General features: G+C 44.9%; 17 protein-coding genes. 8 read left to right on the top strand and 9 right to left on the bottom strand.

All coding sequences use genetic code 11. The features are described 5' to 3' along the window. Positions 1 to 35 precede the first annotated feature (35 nt). The 4 genes from DS891_RS16360 to DS891_RS16345 are packed head-to-tail and all read left to right on the top strand — an operon-like array spanning position 36 to position 4,118. Positions 36 to 2,657 carry a restriction endonuclease-like protein gene (locus tag DS891_RS16360; protein WP_174170360.1) on the top strand — a complete coding sequence of 874 codons (2,622 nt, stop codon included), beginning with the start codon at positions 36 to 38 and terminating at the stop codon, positions 2,655 to 2,657. 38 nt (positions 2,658 to 2,695) lie between these two features. Further along, entirely contained in the window at positions 2,696 to 3,127 is a 432-nt protein-coding gene (locus tag DS891_RS24390; protein WP_217448658.1) for a hypothetical protein, read from the top strand. Between the two features lie 9 nt (positions 3,128 to 3,136). Continuing rightward, a complete protein-coding gene (locus tag DS891_RS16350) occupies positions 3,137 to 3,664 on the top strand; it encodes a type II toxin-antitoxin system MqsA family antitoxin (RefSeq protein ID WP_174170359.1) in 528 nt (175 codons plus the stop codon). Next, the gene (locus tag DS891_RS16345; protein WP_174170358.1) at positions 3,657 to 4,118 is read left to right on the top strand and encodes a preprotein translocase subunit SecB; all 462 of its coding nucleotides are present in this window, start codon (positions 3,657 to 3,659) and stop codon (positions 4,116 to 4,118) included. The genes DS891_RS16350 and DS891_RS16345 overlap by 8 nt, the downstream gene beginning before the upstream one ends. A gap of 272 nt (positions 4,119 to 4,390) precedes the next feature. On the opposite strand, the gene DS891_RS16340 is transcribed toward DS891_RS16345, so the two are convergent. Then, entirely contained in the window at positions 4,391 to 5,080 is a 690-nt protein-coding gene (locus DS891_RS16340; RefSeq protein WP_174170357.1) for a hypothetical protein, read from the bottom strand. A gap of 556 nt (positions 5,081 to 5,636) precedes the next feature. On the opposite strand from DS891_RS16340, the gene DS891_RS16335 reads away from it, so the two are divergent. Together DS891_RS16335 and DS891_RS16330 are read left to right on the top strand one after the other, a co-directional pair. Next, positions 5,637 to 6,689, top strand: a complete 1,053-nt coding sequence (locus DS891_RS16335) for an ImmA/IrrE family metallo-endopeptidase (RefSeq protein ID WP_174170356.1) — start codon at positions 5,637 to 5,639, stop codon at positions 6,687 to 6,689. Then, complete coding sequence (locus DS891_RS16330; RefSeq protein ID WP_174170355.1) at positions 6,690 to 7,169, top strand: PIN domain-containing protein; 480 nt, start codon at positions 6,690 to 6,692, stop codon at positions 7,167 to 7,169. It abuts the gene before it with no gap. Between the two features lie 133 nt (positions 7,170 to 7,302). Here the strand turns inward: DS891_RS16330 and DS891_RS16325 are convergent, their stop codons facing one another. The 3 genes from DS891_RS16325 to DS891_RS16315 form a co-directional block, all read right to left on the bottom strand. Then, positions 7,303 to 7,641, bottom strand: a complete 339-nt coding sequence (locus DS891_RS16325; protein WP_127973813.1) for a hypothetical protein — start codon at positions 7,639 to 7,641, stop codon at positions 7,303 to 7,305. Between the two features lies 1 nt (position 7,642). Continuing rightward, entirely contained in the window at positions 7,643 to 8,893 is a 1,251-nt protein-coding gene (locus DS891_RS16320) for a site-specific integrase (protein ID WP_174170354.1), read from the bottom strand. Between the two features lie 315 nt (positions 8,894 to 9,208). Continuing rightward, entirely contained in the window at positions 9,209 to 10,069 is an 861-nt protein-coding gene (locus DS891_RS16315) for a YicC/YloC family endoribonuclease (RefSeq protein ID WP_010605679.1), read from the bottom strand. A 153-nt stretch (positions 10,070 to 10,222) separates the two neighbouring features. Between DS891_RS16315 and rph the strand changes: the two genes are divergently transcribed. Next, a complete protein-coding gene (rph, locus tag DS891_RS16310; RefSeq protein ID WP_010377321.1) occupies positions 10,223 to 10,936 on the top strand; it encodes a ribonuclease PH in 714 nt (237 codons plus the stop codon). Between the two features lie 21 nt (positions 10,937 to 10,957). Continuing rightward, entirely contained in the window at positions 10,958 to 11,602 is a 645-nt protein-coding gene (gene pyrE, locus DS891_RS16305) for an orotate phosphoribosyltransferase (protein ID WP_174170353.1), read from the top strand. Positions 11,603 to 11,693: 91 nt separating this feature from the next. On the opposite strand, the gene DS891_RS16300 is transcribed toward pyrE, so the two are convergent. From DS891_RS16300 to DS891_RS16280, 5 genes are all read right to left on the bottom strand, one after another. Next, a complete protein-coding gene (locus DS891_RS16300; protein ID WP_010605677.1) occupies positions 11,694 to 12,407 on the bottom strand; it encodes a response regulator transcription factor in 714 nt (237 codons plus the stop codon). A gap of 126 nt (positions 12,408 to 12,533) precedes the next feature. Then, positions 12,534 to 13,694, bottom strand: a complete 1,161-nt coding sequence (locus tag DS891_RS16295; protein ID WP_102056136.1) for a M23 family metallopeptidase — start codon at positions 13,692 to 13,694, stop codon at positions 12,534 to 12,536. A 347-nt stretch (positions 13,695 to 14,041) separates the two neighbouring features. Then, the gene (locus DS891_RS16290) at positions 14,042 to 14,980 is read right to left on the bottom strand and encodes a GGDEF domain-containing response regulator (RefSeq protein WP_010605675.1); all 939 of its coding nucleotides are present in this window, start codon (positions 14,978 to 14,980) and stop codon (positions 14,042 to 14,044) included. A 2-nt stretch (positions 14,981 to 14,982) separates the two neighbouring features. After that, positions 14,983 to 15,387 carry a response regulator gene (locus DS891_RS16285; RefSeq protein WP_010605674.1) on the bottom strand — a complete coding sequence of 135 codons (405 nt, stop codon included), beginning with the start codon at positions 15,385 to 15,387 and terminating at the stop codon, positions 14,983 to 14,985. A 2-nt stretch (positions 15,388 to 15,389) separates the two neighbouring features. Next, positions 15,390 to 18,077 carry a PAS domain-containing sensor histidine kinase gene (locus DS891_RS16280; RefSeq protein ID WP_174170352.1) on the bottom strand — a complete coding sequence of 896 codons (2,688 nt, stop codon included), beginning with the start codon at positions 18,075 to 18,077 and terminating at the stop codon, positions 15,390 to 15,392. Between the last annotated feature and the right edge of the window lie 37 nt (positions 18,078 to 18,114).

The following is an 18,114-nucleotide window of genomic DNA, read 5'->3' as shown; positions in this document are numbered from 1 at the left end:
AAACCGTACAGCGAAGGCGTAAGGAGTGGTAGGGAATGCCAGAGTTAATACGATTACAAACCCCTGACTTTGAGTTTTCGGTCTGGGCGAATGATATTAGCCAGCGGTTGAGCGTGTACCAGAATACAGTGGCGCATAGGGCGAGCGCTAATGATGTACAACCTAGCTACGAATTGCGCTTTGCGCCTGCGGCGCAGCTGAGCAATGCGATTGAACCGCAAGGGCTAGTTGCAGATGGCTTAGACAAAAGTGCGTTAGATGAAAGTGACTTAGCCGAAAACGACCTAGTTGCCAACGGCTTAGCGAAACACGCTGAGCTGACATTAAATTCCCCGCTGTTTTTTGAGAATACTCAGTACCAGTTTGAGTGGGTATTTTTTAGTGAAGTAACTCATGCGCGGCTAACTCACCGAAGCCAAAACGTGAATGAGGCATTTCGTTTTGCTCCCGAAGTAAAAACCGCAAGGGGCGTGGTGCCCGCACGTTTAACCGGCACCATTAATACCGGTAATGATGTGGGCTGGTTACGTTTGCCACTTACCTTTGAGCACAATGGCAAAACACAGACTCAGCACATAGCCTTTGAAGTGCTGCCAACCAAAATGGCACTTCACCAAGACTTGCCCGCCATGTACCAAGCTATAGACAAAGTTTACCCTCTTTGGCGCTTTAGTTTGGTCGAAAAAACCGAGCAAGATGCAGCGACAAGCCAGCATCGTGGGCATTTTCCACTTATGTGGTTAGCTAATTTTGCCGCGTTACGGGAGCGTTTTGAGCAAGGCTTAAAGGTGATTTGTGCAGCCCCTCATAGCCGTTTGCAACCGACGGTAGCCAATATTAAAGCGGCCAAATTAAAAGGCCGCCTGCCACATAAGTTAGCCGAGAAAGTTAAGCAAGACTTTGCCAATGGCCAGTACGATAAGCGCTATGCAGTCGAAAAAAAGCAACTGAGTGTCGATACCCCAGAAAACCGCTTTATTAAAATGGCGGTGAGTAAAAGCAAGCGGCAATTAGCGGAGTTTGAACAAAAGCTTAGACAAAGTAACCAAGCACCAGAGCGGCAACGGTTGTCGGATTCATTTTTAAATGAGCTGCATAGTTGGCAACAACCGCTGCAAAAAGTATTAGGTCAAAGTTTTTTAAAAGAGGTTGGCGCATACACAGGGTTAAACCGTGAGTCGTTAGTGCTTCAGCAAAAAACCGGTTACAGCACGGTGTATCGCATTTGGCAGGAGCTGAAATTTTATTTAGATGTGTTTGGCAATCAGTCGAGCATTTCAATGAAATCGGTGGCTGAGATTTACGAAGTGTGGTGCTTTTTGTGTTTGAAACAGATTTTAGAGCAGAACCTCGGCTTTGAATTGGTTGAAAACAGCGCGACTAAGCTCGCCCAAAATGACTTTTTTGAGTACCAACTAAAAGATGGTTTTGCTGGAGCCTTTCGTTTTAAACGCAGCGATGGTGTGACCGCTCGGCTGGCACACGAGCCGAAATTTACCAAAAAGGGTCAATCAATCCGCTCGTATTTAGTGAACCAAGAGCCAGATATTGTTTTGGAAGTGACACTGCCTAAAAGCGCTGATTTAACGAAAGCAGACTCATCAGAAGAAAAGCAGTTTATTTGGTTGTTTGATGCCAAGTACCGTATTAAAACTGAGAAAAACCGCTTTGATGACAGCAATGAAGATATCGAAAGTAAGGATTACGTACCAGACGATGCCATTAACCAAATGCACCGTTATCGGGATGCCTTGATTCGGCTATCAGAGCCCCGTTTTTCAGAGCCGCGCTTGCCTGAGTCACCATCCAGTAAAATCGAAGGACAACCTGCTAAAAAAAGCCGCCCAGTTTTTGGTGCGTTTGCTTTATACCCAGGTTTTTTTGATCAAGCCACAACACCCAACCCCTACGCAGCCGCGATAGAAGAAGTGGGTATTGGCGCATTTGCCCTCTTACCTAGTCAAAATGGGCCTAGCCAAAACGAACTTAGTCAAACTGAATCAACCCAGACTAAGAGTCGTTATTCTGGTCACCAGTGGTTGCTAGAGTTCTTGCAAGCGCAAATTGGCACAGCGCCGAATGCACAAACAGAGCAAAATAATGAAGCCATGTATCCTGTGGCTGGCATGGCGGAAAGGCTCTACGTACAAGAAGCCGCACGCATACCGTATTACGGCATGCGCCAAGTACTGTACCCTGATTTGACGATGACAGTGGCATTAGGTGGGCAGCGTGGCCGTGATAATGGCTACTTTGAACAATTTGAGCAAGGCACAGCGCTGTGGTATCACCTGCCGCAAAGCACGTTTTTGCAGAAATTTAAGCAGCATATTGCCGAGGAAATTCGCTATTTAGCGTTGGCGTCTACCTCAGATACTCAAAGTTCAACCAAGCAAATTGACAAACTTTGGCCGGTTAAACGAGTCACCGTGTTACCACGCTACGCCATTACCGAAGATCAAGCGGGTAAGAAGTCAGGTTCTGCTGATTTGTATTATTTATTTGAGCTTGGCAAACCGCTATCACTGCAAACGCCAGTGACCAACGTGCCACATCGCCCAATGAAAAACTCGATGAAACTCACAACCTTAACTCGCCTAGAGAGCGTCACTAAGTTTACCGAGGTTGAAAAAGTGTACGAAGCGGCAATGGTGTGAGGCTAAATGTTCAACTTTAACTGGATTAAATTACCATTATGGTAAATAATGCGATAAATGTAAGCGCCTATAAAGGCCTACCTCCTAGCGAAATTGGGGATGACAGACATTATATCTCTGACGGGCCGTTATATCCGGTAGAAGATGTATTAAACCTATTGGAAGTAGGTGAGAGTGCAACTATTTTATGGACTAGGCAGTGTAAAAGTCATGTTCAGCAGCTGTCGTATGAGATAGCTGATGTGCAAAAGCTTATAAGGCAAGCTATTACTCAAGGTCAGTATGTGAATTCGCAATGGTGTGTACAAAAACCAACTGGACCTTGGGCTGCATGCGATGGTTACCGCCTGTTTCGGGATGAATGGGCGGAGTATGCGTACAAAGAAATGCGCTACGAATACTATGTGAAATTTGCGATAGGCAAGACAGGTAAATTGTTATTACTGGTTTCTTGTCATTTGTCGCGCTGAGGATTTGTGATGAATAGTCAAACTTGTCCAATTTGTGAGATGGGTCAATTAACACTCCATACAGAGAGGGTTACAGTTGAGCATTTAGGTCAGCAAGGCCAAATTGACAGCCAGTATGCAGTGTGTGATTGCTGCGGAAGTGAACAGGCTGGTACTGCTGAAGCTCGCTTTAACAAGCGTGCAATGATTGCTTTTAAAAAGCAGGTGCAAGGCTTGTTAACGGGTAATGAACTCCAGGTCTTGCGTAAACGCTGGGGCTTAAAACAGGCTGATGCTGCAAAAGTGTTTGGTGGTGGCCCTGTTGCTTTTTCCAAGTACGAATCAGACGATGTGATGCAATCAGACGCAATGGATAAACTGCTCCGTTTAGCGGCGGAAGTGCCAGCTGCTTTAGATAAGTTAATGTTGGATGCGGGTGTTGAGCGTAATATCCAGACCAGCTGGAAAAATGTAGCTGTAGTGGATTTCTCATCGACTGCTCGAAAGACGAGAATTGTTGCATCGCACGAACTCGAACTAGAGGCGTGTTATGGTTAAAAAAGTATCAAAATCGTTACAACAGGCTATTGATGCTTTAGTGATACAGGATGTATACGTTAAATCGTGCCAAGCTAAGTGTGTTGAAGACTTTGACCCAAAATCCACGGAACTTGAAGCGTTGTTAGTTCAACAAATGCATGTTGTTCTTCGAAGTGAATTGATCGATATTGATGGCGATGGCCATCTGGTACGCATTTATATCCGTTTGGGGACTCGTTGGGTGAATCCTAAGGGAAATAGCGATCCTGATATTAAAGCCTTTGTTGAAGCAGACTTTATTGCAGAATACCAAGTCACAGCAGAACTAGAGCAGGGAGCGATTGATGAATTTGCACTGAAAAATGCTAGCTACCATGTTTGGCCTTATTGGCGCGAGTTCTTAAGTACTCAATGTGAACGACTGCGTTTGCCAAGGGTTGTTTTACCAACTGTGCAATTTAGCAAACAGTAACTAAAAAGCGACATCAAATAATATCGAGCTATTTGGCGCTTTTGATATTAAAATCGCACCAACAACACCCCTCCCGCTACCCGTTAGAACAGCGCCCTGTGAGGGGTTACTCGCTTCTGGGGCTTGTGATTTCGGGTAGTTTGTAAGAGGTAAGCCCCAGTCTTAACGGCGACTGAGGCGCAGCCACGAGCCAAAACGCTAGGTAAAGGCTCAACCAGCTTTCAATAGCTTGAGTGAAATTGTGGTTTTCTTCAAAACAAATATCAAGCTATTTAGCCTTGTTGTTGAGTTTCGTTCTCGTTAACAAAGCATTTATTCGTAATCCACACATCATTCTCTGGCCCACAAAGGTGGTGCAGCAGTGCTAGGTTGATCTGGTGGCTGATCACGTTGGCGTTTCGTTTTTGGCTTTCTTTTCTTAAGCCACTCAGTAACAAACCCGTGCACGATTTATCCATTTGCTCCGGCGAACTGGGCAGGCAAAAGGCGCGGTTTTGCTGTTTGGGGTGCAAAGTAGCGCGTTTCCCTGTTTTAGATAAAGGCGTAATGCACCAAAAAATTCGGGAGTTGGCCGGTGTGTTTACGTGCAATGTGTTGGTTTGGCTCGTGCCATTCCTATATGTAGGTAACAAATGTGCTGGTAACAAAACCAACCCGCCTTGCGCGTGGCCATCAACCTCAGGTAAAGGCAGCCAATAGAGGTTTGGCCATTGCTCGGGGCTGTGCCATTTTTCTACGATCACTTGTGCGCCAATGCTATTTAGCCATTGGTGAATCGGGCAGCCTGGGTGCGCTTGTTTAACGCGCGGTAACTGATAGGTCAGCCAGCGGGTTAAACGTTCGGTTGCATTCTCGCACTGGCTTAGTGCTGGGTAGAGGGTAAACGCGCCATGCTCAACCAGTAAAGCGACCACCTGCTGTATCCATTTTCTATCCCAATCATTACCACTTGCCCATAACACGTCACTTATCACCTTGTTGGTTCGTCATGCCGTCTATTTTCAGTTGTCGGGTGCAGACGCGGTGGTGAAATAGATGAAAGAAATGGCCATCAAACTAACCCGTCAAATCAGTTTTTTCTGATGACCTGTGCACGGCTAACTGTTTGATACAAATAGTCCAATACGGTGCTTTTTGGCGGCATTTGGCTAGTGCAAAAAAATCGAGACGCCAAACGATCGTTTGCATTCTGGGTTGGAAAAAGCCAAACGGTTTGTACGTTGGAGTCGAGATTGATTTAGGGTGAAAAAAGTGCCAAATCTTGCTATGTGCCAGTACCGGCAAGGCTTAGCAGCGTTGGATTTCAATCGAGACGCCAAACAGTAAATGGGCTAATTTCCCTGTTTGGCTTCTCGATCCAAAAGCCAAACGGATAGTGGTTTTGGCGTAAGGGGGTAAAGGTATGAGGAAGTGTGTTTGCGAACACGCGAATGATTGCCCTGCAAAACCAATCGACAAAAACACCAACTTGGTTTATATTTCTAAATTAATTTTAGTTTTTATAAACCAGAGGTCTGTATGATTGGAGAGCGCATAAAACGAGCCCGTGCAGCCGCTGGCCTGTCGATGCAGGCCTTAGGTAAGCAAGTTGGTATTAGTGCCAACATGGTTAAAAAATACGAGCACGACCAGAGTATGCCTTCGTCGGGAGTTTTACTTAAATTGGCGACGGCTTTGTCGGTTCGTACTGAATACTTCTTTCGCCCAGCACAGGTGACTTTGGGTGAGGTGGAGTATCGTAAAAAAGCCTCAGCTTCAGCTAAGTTGCTAAAGAAGATTGAGTCCGATGTGGTTGACCAGGCTGAGCGCTGGTTAGCACTTAAAAATGTATGGCCAAACTTCCCGGTAGCGAGTTTTAACTACCATCCTGACGTTCCTGTTGTAAGCACTTTAGACGCAGTAGAACAGGTTGCCGCCAAAGTCCGTACTGATTGGCAGTTGGGTATGAATCCATTACCAGACTTAATCGACTTGCTTGAGTCTAAAGGTATTCTCGTGATTGTCAGTAACGTACCCCAAGCCGATAAATTTGATGGGTTACAAGCCAAAATATCAGGGCAGCCAATTGTTGTTGTGTCTTCTCATTGGCCTGGTTGCCGCCAGCGGTTCACATTGGCGCATGAACTTGGACATCTTGTTTTACATGGCATACTAGATGAATCCATTGACGAAGAGATGGCCTGCAACCGCTTTGCTTCTGCGTTTTTGCTGCCTGAAGTAGGCCTTTTTCAGCATCTAGGAGAGCGACGTTCGAACGTAGACCCCAAAGAGTTGTATTTCCTGAAACACGAATATGGCCTAAGCATGGCGGCTTGTTTATATCGCAGTGCCGACCTTGGTGTGATCACCGAAGAGAAAAAACGCCAAATATTTATACAGTTCTCAAAAAACGGTTGGCGCAAGCAAGAGCCTGGGAATCCTTATCCACAAGAGCAGACATTATTGTTTGAGCAGTTGGTTTATCGTGCATTGGCAGAGGGAATTGTTAGTGAATCGAAAGCCGCTGAGCTGTTACAGATGTCAGTGATGGCATTGCATAAGCAGCGTCAAATGTTGGCTGAGGCTGTTTAAATGTATTTGTTGATCAGTGATGCCAATATTCTCATTGATCTCGAAGAAGGCCAATTATTAGAAGTCTTTTTCAATTTGCCTTACCAGTTCAAAGTGCCAGATGTGTTATTCCACGAGGAGCTAAGCGATCAACATGGCTATTTACTCAAGTTAGGCTTGTTGTTGGGTGAGTTAAGCCCTGAGTCTATGATGTACTCATTTGAACTGAGGCAAAAGTATGCTGGCCTTAGCATGAACGATTGTTTTGCGCTTGCGCTGGCGAAACAAGAACAGTGTCCATTGCTAACTGGGGATATGGCACTTAGGAAGGCGGCTGAAAAAGAAGCGATATTGGTTCAAGGTACGCTATGGGTTGTCGAGCAGCTCGTTACTCATGGTGTATTGTCAGTTGAAGAAGCTCAAGCAGCCTACGATAAAATGGCAAAAGCTGGTCGTCGCTTACCTTGGGCGCTTGCAAAACAGCGTTTAACCCAATTATAAACTTTGCATAGCCCCAATTGCCCCATTCCTTGGGGCGGTTCAAATCCCCTCTTATTCACCTTCTAAAGCTTGTGGTATCAAGTGTTGCCCCATTGTCCCAACTGCCCACGGTAAGTGAGCAAATGGGGGATTGTTAGTTTCGCCTGATGGGCCTTTTCGGCATGCGGCTGCGTTTGCCATCGAAGAAGGCTAATACTCTGAACCAATAGAGTGATTCTTCATAACCTAGGCTATGCGTTGGGCGTGCAGGCGGGATGACCCCCAGTTTGCGTCCTAAACTGACAATCACGTAGAACATGAGCTTTAGCATCAGCCAAGGAGCGAGTACCACGAATACCATCAGGCAATGCCGAGTAAGTGCGTAGCCTATACCATGAGGTTGTTCGAGTAAGGCAATGCCAATACACCAACCAAGGCCTGCCAGCATGGCTATTGGAAAGGTAATGGGGGCAAGTCGCATCATAAATTGCATGTTAGCGCCCTCCTGTGTGGTGTTGTGAAGCGGGCTCAAAGTTCACCAGTGGTTCAACCACATCAGCCACGGTTTGATGGGCAATTCGGCGCTCTTCAAAGTAATCGTGGCGGTCGTAGATACCCTCAACGCCTTTTAGCTTATGGTTAAGACAGCGTTCGGCTACGTTGCCTGCAATACCCAAAGAGGCGGCAAGGCTGCGAAAGGTGCGGCGCAAATCGTGTACGGTGAAGTGTTCAAGTTTGCCCATTTTATTGGAAGGCTGTTTTTTGCGCCCAGGCTCGCGACCAAAGAGCTTAGAAATGGCGCGGTTTAGCGTATCTGGCCCCATATGTGGACGATGGCTTGCTCGTCTGGCTGGGAAAACATAAGGCGAGCCACAAGCGCGGATTTGCAACTCGTTAAACCAAGCAATGGCTTGGCGTGGTAGGGGAATGCTGATTGGCACGCCGGTTTTGCTGCGTTCTTTGGGCAGATCCCACACGCCTGTGGTTAAATCCATTTCACGCCACATAGCTTCGCACAGTTCGCTTTTGCGTACACCCAATACCAAAAACAGGCAGCAAGCGAGGTAGCTATCGCGGCCAAAGCTATTGATATGGGTATGAAACACGCTAAAGACGTAGTGAATTTCCTCTTTGCTAAGCATCCTGTCTTTACTGGACTCCACGCCACCGGCATCGTCTACGGTAAATGCTGCGGCTGGGTTGTTCAGCGTTAAGTCGAGCTTTATCGCATGCCGAAACAGCTGCTTCATGTACATCAAGGTATCGTTGGCAATGGTAGGGCGGTTACTTTCTCGAATGCGCTCTAGCACCTCCCGCACGTCACGTGCAGTCACCTCAGCAATACACTTAATGCCAATGACTGGGCTTATGTCTTTGGTGTAAACCCGATACGGAATCTTGGGATGCTTTAGTCGTCGACTAAGATCGGTTCGATACCAGTCATGGAACAGTTGATCCACGGTTTCAATGTCAGGTAACTCGATTTTCTGTTTTTCTAGAAGAGGATCTATGCCGTCACGTACTTCCTTTCGAAAGTATGCGGCGGCAATTCTGGCGTCTGCTAACGACATTAAAGGAAATTGCCCCAAGGTTGCTTCTCGTCTTCCTTTGGCTGTGGTGTAGCGGATCATCCAGTAAGGCGAGCCTTGTTTGCGGACGCAAAAGTATAGCCCTTCACCATCTGAATATTTTTTGGGGTCGGCTTTGCTGTATGCAATAACCTGTTTTGCTGTGAGTTTTCCCATGTTTACTCCATAGTTGCTGAAATAATGGAGGGGGCAATAATGGCTGCCCACCACCGATTTGCTTATTGAATCAGCAGCTAACCTGTTGTGGTGGCGAGTTAAATGCGAAAATTGGGTAACTTACTGCCCACCAATTTGCTCACCGCAAAATGCTTATTGAGCAAAATTGAGGGGACTGCCCACCATTCTGCCCACCACTAAACAGGTAGTTGGTAACGGACATCTGCAAACCGATTTGGACGGGATAAATAAAAAAGCCCTGTATTTACAAGTAGATAACAGGGCTTTTAAGACATTCTTGGACGGGTGAAAAAACTATTCGATGTTCTGGATCTGCTCGCGCATTTGCTCAATTAGAACTTTAAGTTCAACGGCGGCATTGGTGATCTCGCTGTTGATTGACTTTGAGGCTAGGGTGTTAGATTCGCGGTTGAATTCTTGCATCATAAAGTCTAAACGACGGCCACAAGCGCCTCCTTTTTTGAGGATTTTGTGGGTTTCTTTGACGTGTGACTTGAGGCGGTCGAGCTCTTCTGCAACATCTTGCTTTTGCGCAAGGTAAATCAGCTCTTGCTCTAGGCGGCCTTCGTCGATGTCGGTTTTTAGTTCTTCTAATTTTTGTGAAAGTTTTTCACGTTGCCACTTAGTGACTTCAGGCATGTAGCCTTCAACGATGGCAACTTGCTCTAGAATACCTTCAAGACGAGTGGTGAGCATGGTTTCTAGGTTTTCGCCTTCACTTGCTCGTGCAGCTTTAAAGTCTTCTATTAGCTCATCAAAGCCACCTAACAGTTCGCTGTTTACGGTGTCTAAATCGACTTCTTCAGCTTCCATTACGCCAGGCCAGCGTAGAATATCTACAGGATTGATATCACCGCCGCTTTGTGATTGTAGCCACTTGGCGCTTTCAACAAGTTGCTTTGCAAGCGATTCGTTGACGGTTAGTTGGCCAACGTGCGCAGGATTTGCGGTGAACTTTAGGAATACTTCAACTTTGCCGCGTTGTAAGTGTTTACGCAGGCGTTCACGTATTACTGGCTCTAAGCCTCTAAATTGTTCTGGTGCGCGGATAAAGGTTTCGAGGTAGCGTTGATTCACTGAACGAATTTCCCAAACCCCAGTGCCCCAGTCACCTTTCACTTCTTTGCGGGCGTAGGCGGTCATACTATGGATCATATAAAGTCCCTAAATTAGCTTGGTTTAACCGAGGCATTATAGCCGAATTTCCGCACAGCCCTAAAGTGAATTTTATTTTTAGTCGGATCGCGTGGCATAGTCTCTATGATCCCTTTATAATGTACGGCAAATTTTGATGATGGGGGAACGTGGATGCGTCCAAGCGAAAGAACTGCAAATCAGATCAGGCCGGTTACATTTACTCGTAACTATACAATGCACGCTGAAGGCTCAGTAATGGTAGAGTTTGGTAACACTAAAGTGTTATGTACGGCTTCTGTAGAAGCGGGTGTGCCACGCTTTATGAAAGGTCAAGGCAAGGGCTGGATCACCGCAGAATACGGTATGCTTCCGCGCTCTACACATACGCGTAACAACCGTGAAGCGGCACGTGGCAAACAAGGCGGCCGTACCATGGAAATTCAACGCTTAATCGCGCGCGCTCTCCGTGCCGCAGTTGATTTAAAAGCGTTAGGTGAGAATACCATTACTATCGACTGTGATGTTATTCAAGCGGACGGTGGTACACGCACGGCGTCAATTAGCGGTGCTTGTGTGGCATTGGTCGATGCATTAACACACATGCGTGCCAAAGGCATGATCAATGTAAACCCGTTAAAGTTTATGATCGCGGCAATCTCGGTTGGGGTTTATAAAGGTCAGCCAATTACCGATCTTGAGTATCTTGAAGATTCAGAAGCAGAGACAGACATGAACGTGATCATGACTGAAACTGGCAAACTGATTGAAGTACAAGGTACAGCTGAAGGCGAACCGTTCTCGTTCGACGAGCTAGATGAGTTACTTGGTCTTGCGAAACACTCAATTCGTGAAATCATTGATCTACAAAAGCAAGCGTTAGCGTAATCAACACTCAGTAGGAAAAACATGAAACTGTATCAAAAAGAGTTTATTGAATTTGCCTTAGAAAAGCAGGTGCTTAAGTTTGGTGAGTTTACGTTAAAGTCTGGTCGTACTAGCCCTTATTTTTTCAATGCAGGCTTGTTTAACACAGGTCGTGATCTGGCGCGTTTAGGTCGTTTCTATGCTTCGGCATTGGAAGATGCTGGCATTGAGTTTGATGTGTTGTTTGGCCCAGCGTACAAGGGGATTCCTATTGCGACAACGACAGCCGTTGCACTTGCCGATCATCACAACAAAGATGTGCCTTATTGCTTTAATCGTAAAGAAAAGAAAGAGCACGGTGAAGGCGGTAACTTAGTTGGTTCGGCGCTTGAAGGTCGTATTATGCTTGTTGATGATGTGATCACGGCGGGTACTGCTATTCGTGAGTCGATGGAAATTATTGCTGCTAATGGTGCTGATCTTGCTGGCGTATTAATCGCATTAGATCGCCAAGAAAAAGGTAAAGCGGAGCTTTCTGCTATTCAGGAAGTTGAGCGCGACTTTAATACTCAAGTGGTGTCTATCGTGAAATTGGCTGATTTGATTACTTACCTTGAGCAACAAGGTGGTATGGATGCGCACTTAGATGCAGTTAAAGCATACCGTGATAGCTATGGTGTAGCGTAAGCCTACGATTTTCTGCTGATGGCTAGTACTATGCTAGCCATCAACTTACTTCTTTTTTATCTCGGTTTTATTGTGTGTCTTTACACAGCTCTTAATTCAAACTCACTATTGGTATATGGCGCAGCGCCCAATTAGCAAGTTCAACTCGGTTGCGTGAATTGGTTTTTTTAAATGCGCTGTAGATATGCGTTTTAACTGTGTGACTACTGATATTTAGTCTATCAGCGATATCTTCGTTTTTAGCACCAGCAGCAATAAGCTTGATCACAGATTTTTCTCTGCCGGTAAGCATATTTAATTCTTCATTACTTAAGATGATGTCGCTGTTAGGCAATGCTTGTGGCATGGCGGCAATCAGTTCGCTAAACGCCTCTGAAATAGCACTACGACAAAACCAAAGCTCGCCTTTGAGCACACTGCTTAACCCTTGAAATAACGTCTCTGGCGGAGCGTTGCGATAGAGTATGCCTTTCACATTGCCAAGTAGCGCTGTTTTTTCATTAACGTTGTCTTCATTGGCATTAAATAGCAGTACCTTGTGCTTAGCCGCCAATAGCTTTACTTCAGCACTGATAAGTTCATTACAATCTCGGTGTTCTGTATCTACCAAAAATAACGCGATTTGTTCGCGTTGTGCAGATTCTGGTAGTCGAGTGTCGACTTTTACCGTATGTCCCAGTGTCTCAAGCACTTTGATAAGCACGGTATAATTTGTGGAACAGGTATTAGCTCGAGCATGAGTCAGAATAAAAAACGCTCGATCTTGCCATGCTAGCGAGTTATTGGAATATTCCTTTGCAAACATAGAAGTATTAAATCCTTTTTTATTCCTGATTAAATTTAATATACATTTGTTTTACAAAAATTTTAAGTTTTTTATTAGGCTCAAACTAAAAAGTTGAGCCTAATACCATGGTTGTGCAAGTTCACGTTACTTATATAACGCACGCCATGCACAAGTACGATACCCATTCTTCTCAAAAAAGAAGCGATTACAGTTATCGTCATAGTTGGAGTTACCCACATCTATACGATAGCCACTGATGTACCAATTATGCAGCGAAATATGCCCACCGTTGTACAGTAGCGAAAAGTGAACGTGAGGACCGGTTGATTGACCGCCTTGGCACAATGCTGTTGCTTTATCGTCCGCGTAACGGCCAAGCCAAGCGCCTGCAGAAATGACATCACCAGTGTTATATTGCAAACTTTCCATATGGTAATACTGAGTTGAATAACCGCTTGAGTGAGTCACGCGAATATTACAAGCTGAGTAGCGAGTCACTGTGCCGCCGTGCGCTGCTTGAACCCAAGGTGTATTACTTCCCCAGCCACCTGAACCGTTATTAAAATCAAGCGAAGAGTAAGGGTAACCAGAGCCTGTATTTGAGTGTGCACCACCGCTATACCAAGCGTAACCCGACGGCCATGGAAAGCTCATGCTAAAGCTAGCAGCCGATACTGCCTGTGTTGAAGCCCGCTCACTAAAAGCGATGTTGCTGTCCGCTTTTAGTGCTAATGACTCGCCGTTAAATAATGTTTGATAGGTGTCTAATAGCTTGTTTGCAGATGTATGGGTTAGATCTGCAAGTGCAACGGTTGCTTCGTTTACCGCAGGTAACTTTTTGGCTTTGCCTTCATCGCGAAGTTTTTGAAATGCGTAGTACCTCGCACTCAGATTAAGCGCTACATCTTTTACTTGCGCATCAAACCCCTGTTCATGAGAGAGTTTACCAAACGGTGCAGAGAGGGATTGTTTATCTGGGTTGCTTATCACACCAGATTCAAGTTCCATTAGTGCCAGCAACAATTTAGGGTTAATACTGGCATATCCAGCATAGTGTAAGAGCACTTCGAGCTTGTCACTTAAATGTGGTGCCGTGCTGTCAAGCACTTGCTGCCAATCTACTTGTTGTAAAGCATTGCTGAAAAGAAACAGTTCAGGGTTTACTGCCATTACACTAGAAATAGGTAAGGCACTGATGTGTTCCGCAGTAAATTCAGGTATAGCTACTGAGTCATGCTGACCAGCAGCTGTTGCCTGATGTGAGAGGAGCGCGACTAAACACGCTGATAGATAGTGGCGTTTCATGTTGTATCCTTTCTGTTTGTTTTTTGTTCAATCAAGTTATACCTAAATGTGATTATTTTGTAAAATAAAAGTTTACAGTATGGTTTCTTTGATATGGATCATATGTTCCTGATCCGATAGCTTGGGTTTTAGGGTAAAAGCGACTATAGAAAATAAATTAATGTGATGCGGAGGTTGCTATGAGAAGGCAAATTACTCTGTCTCAGCTTGAAGAGTTGCTAGAGGAAAGACAAGGAGGAGAGCGCCGAAAACAGCGAAGTAATGTTTTGCCTCTCGTCGAAAGGCGCAACCATGTTAGGCGAAAGTCAGATAGGCAATACTTGCACAATAGAGTTGAATAGCTCTCTCTATTCCTGTTTTGTCGTGAGCCCTGCATCCGAGTATAACGCGTAAGGTAGTTTATTAGTTTTTGCGTGATACATAGCTTTGTCGGCCTTAGCAACTAACTCTTCAGCCGATGTTGCGTCAGTGGGATAAATCACAGCACCGATACTCAAGTCTAGCTTTACTTCGCGGATGTTGGCGCTTTCATCTTGGAGACAGTAATTATCACTTAGCAAGTCATACTTATGCTGAGCCAGTTTTCGTAACTGGTTTTTTTCGGTCAGGTGAGGGGCGATAACCACGAATTCATCACCACCGTAGCGTGCTACAAAGTCCGAAGCACGTTTATACATTTTAAGTTTTGCCGACAGTATTTTGAGCAATTGGTCGCCTGCTTGATGACCAAGTTGATCATTGACTGGTTTAAAGTTGTCGAGATCAATAAACAACACACCAAATCCATGACCATATCGCTCTGATTCACTAATCGCTCTTTCTAGTTCGCTATCAAATGCGCCGCGGTTATGTAACATAGTGAGTCTATCCATAACCACCAGGTTCTCTAGATTCCGCTGCATTTCGTAGCGTTCTTTTGAGAAGGTAATTGTACGTGCCAGTAGTGGGCCGCTCACTTCATGTTTTGGGATATAATCTTGCGCACCAAGTTGAATTGCTTTTTCGCCAAACAGCGTTTCAGATACCCCAGTTAACACGATTATAGGGGCGCTGACGGGTAACTGCTTTACTTTAATCAGCGTGGTAAGACCTTGACTCTCATCGATATTCAAATCGATTAGGATGGCTTCAGGCTTGACTGTATTTAAGGCGGTTTCAAGTTGTTCTAAATTTTTAAAATGTTTAACGTTAAACTTTTGTCTACCGTCAGTACTTGCAAGTGTGCGCTTTACTAAGTAAGCATCTTCATCGTTGTCTTCAAGAAGATAAATCAGCCATGTATTCATAGTTACCCTTGCACGACACAGTTATTGTCAAACCAATACTGCTTGATTAATTTGATCAACGACTCTAAATCACTTAAGCGTCCAGGCTTGGTAATATATGACTTAGCACCCAATTGATATGCTTTACGAATGTCACTGTGGTGAGTGGAGGTGGTATAGCATACCGTTATTAATTTATCGGCAACTTGTTCATTTTTTAAAGCTTCCATGACTTCAAAGCCACTCATTTTTGGCATGTTTAAATCCAGCAAGATAACTTGGTCGTAAGTTGCGATAGAATCGAGGTAATGTAGCAGCTCATGACCGTCAGAAAAAATTTTAAGCTCTGGCGCATTGGTAATACTGCTGTATGCTCTTTTAAAAAAGTAAACATCATCTGGATCATCTTCAACTAATAACAGTTCCATTATTACTCCTTAACTTCTTTTGGCAGTATGATTTCAAACAAAGCGCCATCATCACTTTGCAGGCATTTTATTGTGCCGCCATGTAGTTTTACGATTTGTCGGCACAGCGCAAGGCCAATACCACTGCCATACTCTTGTGTGGTGCCAAAACGCCTGAACGGTTCAAAGATTTGCTGGCGTCGAGATTTTGGGATCCCAAGTCCATTGTCTTTGTAATGGATCACCGTTTCATGGCCGGTTTGGCTGGCGTAAATTTGGACCACGGGCGTAAGCTCTGGTGACTTAAATTTAATGCTGTTACTGATTAAGTTTTGCAGCACTTGAAGAAAAAGCGAGGGATCAAGTTCGATGGGTAAATCACCATTCTCGAGTTTAATTTCTGCGCCGCTTTCCTCGATACTAAAGCTCATCACTTCACAGATATCTTCTAGCAATAAAGTTAGATTAGTTGTTTGTAGCTTCAACTCGTGGGAATGCAAGCGTGATAACTTGAGTAGGTCTTGGATCATTATCCGCATTCGTTGACTGGCATCTACCAAGCGCTCTATTTCAAACTTTGCATCGTCGTAGTCTTTCAACTCTGGCGTAATTCTTTGCGCCAAACTGTCCGAAAAAGCGGTGATCTTTCTGAGTGGCTCTTGCAAGTCATGAGACGCAATGTAGGCAAAGTGCTCAAGGTGGGCGTTAGATTCTTGCAGCTGTAATAGTAATTCGGTGTGCTCGGTCATATCGACAAAAGTACCCAGCATCAACTCTGGCTCGCCATTGTGATCTCGAGTGATCACGGTATCGACAGAATAACACCAAACCCAATGCCCTTCTTTGTGTCTAAAGCGATATTTTATCGGGATAAGTTCACCGTCTTGGCTGGCTCTCACTTCATCAATATGCTCGTAAACGAGTGCGCGTTCACTTTCATGAAAACATAGTTCTAAATTTGAACTTTCTAACTCTTGAATTGTATAACCAAGGAGTTGGGTATAACGCTTGTTTATGCGCGTGTTTTTGTGGAGTTTTAAGTCGTAGAGATAAAGGCCACACACCGCTGAGTCAATCATTCGCTGTAAAAAGCGTTGGTTGTCTTCTAGCTCTTTTTCTGCGAATTTTCGCGCAGTAATATCGACGGCGATACCAACGATCCGCTCAACTTGGTTTTTACTGTCTTTAAGTGGATAAAGAGTCGTCTGATACCAATACTCTTTGTTTTTAAACGGTATCATTTCGGTGTAATCTACGGGTTTTGCGACCTCAACACAAAGTTGGTAGTTTTTTTCGATTCTATCTACTAGCTCCGTTTCTAACACTGCCCCTCTTAGTTCGCTGAGGGTTTTACCCAATATTTCATCAAGTTTGACGCCAGTGCGTTGGCAAGCAAACTTATTGTACTCGAGCACTCGAAATGTTTGCTTTTCTTCTACCTTTAATAGCCAAATAGCCTGACTTGCGCCTTCGTAGATGGCATTGAGAATTTTGTTTTTTTCCGCAACTTGCAGCTCAAGGGATTTTTTCTGATGGATATTTCTAAGTGCTCCAGACATCACCAATGCTTTACCGTGGTCGTCAAATTGGCTGTTGCCTACGGCGGAAAACCACGCGTATTCTCCTTTGTTGTCTCGCCCTAAGTACTCGACAAAATATTGGTCTTTGGTGGCAAAGTGATGGTCTATGGCATCTTGCACTTTGTCTTGGTGGTCTGGGTGGATATGTGCAAACCAGTCGTCATAGGTGACTTTTTCGTCGTCGCGCTTACCTATCATGGTTTTTAAACGAGATGAATAGCTGACGCTGTTGTCGACAACGTTCCACTCCCAAATGCCATCTTCGGTTGCCCCGATTGCACGCTTCATTTGTTCGGTGGATTCCGCGAGTGCTTGCTCTGTGCGTTTAAGTGACGATAGGTTATTAAACACCGCTAAAATGAGATTGGCACCGTCATGGGGCTCTTGTACTAAGCGCATCTCCATTGGTATTTGATTGCCAAACTTGTCTTTCACATGGCACAGTGCTTCTTTACTGTAATCGTTTTGGTTGAGTAGAGATTGGCTAATGGATTCTAAGCTGTCGAACGGATCATCCAAACTGACGATATCGTGTAGTCTCAGCCCAATTAATGCATCTGGCGTGTCGTACCCAAGCTCGCGATAAAAATAAGGATTGCACTTACTCACGGTGAGTAGCTGGTCAAGTAGCAAGGTACTAGTGGGTAAGGCATCGAGCATAAACTCGGTAACTCTGTGTTGGTCGAGTTGCGAATGAAGCGCTTGCTTTTCATCGGTAATACGTTTGAGCCTTGCGGTCACGCCATGGAATTGATTGGGAGTTGGGATTGCGACGGCGCTTGGGATAAGTCTAAAAAGATAAACCGCCGTTACCATTGAGATAAACGCTGTGACTGCTTTTGAAATGCCATGAATACCATAAGCGCCATGCCAAACGGTATAAACGCCAATTAAGTGCGTGAGTCCACATAAGGTGATGAAGCTACAGAACAACACAAAGACCCAATTTCTGCCAACGTCAGGGCGTTGTTTTGCATAAATCATAATCGCCATAGGAATAGAAAAGTAGGCGGCGGCTATCAAGATATCGGAGATGACATTGGTCCATAGCAGGTGAGGTTGCCACAAATAGCAATGACCATGCGGCATGTACGCGCTATTAAAAAATGACTCAAACGAGTTCAAATCCATGTTATTTCCTTACCTCAACGTAAAGTCGATTCATATA

The organism is Pseudoalteromonas sp. JC28, from assembly GCF_013319255.1.
Lineage (GTDB): Bacteria > Pseudomonadota > Gammaproteobacteria > Enterobacterales > Alteromonadaceae > Pseudoalteromonas.
This window is presented reverse-complemented; position numbering and strand designations above follow the sequence as displayed.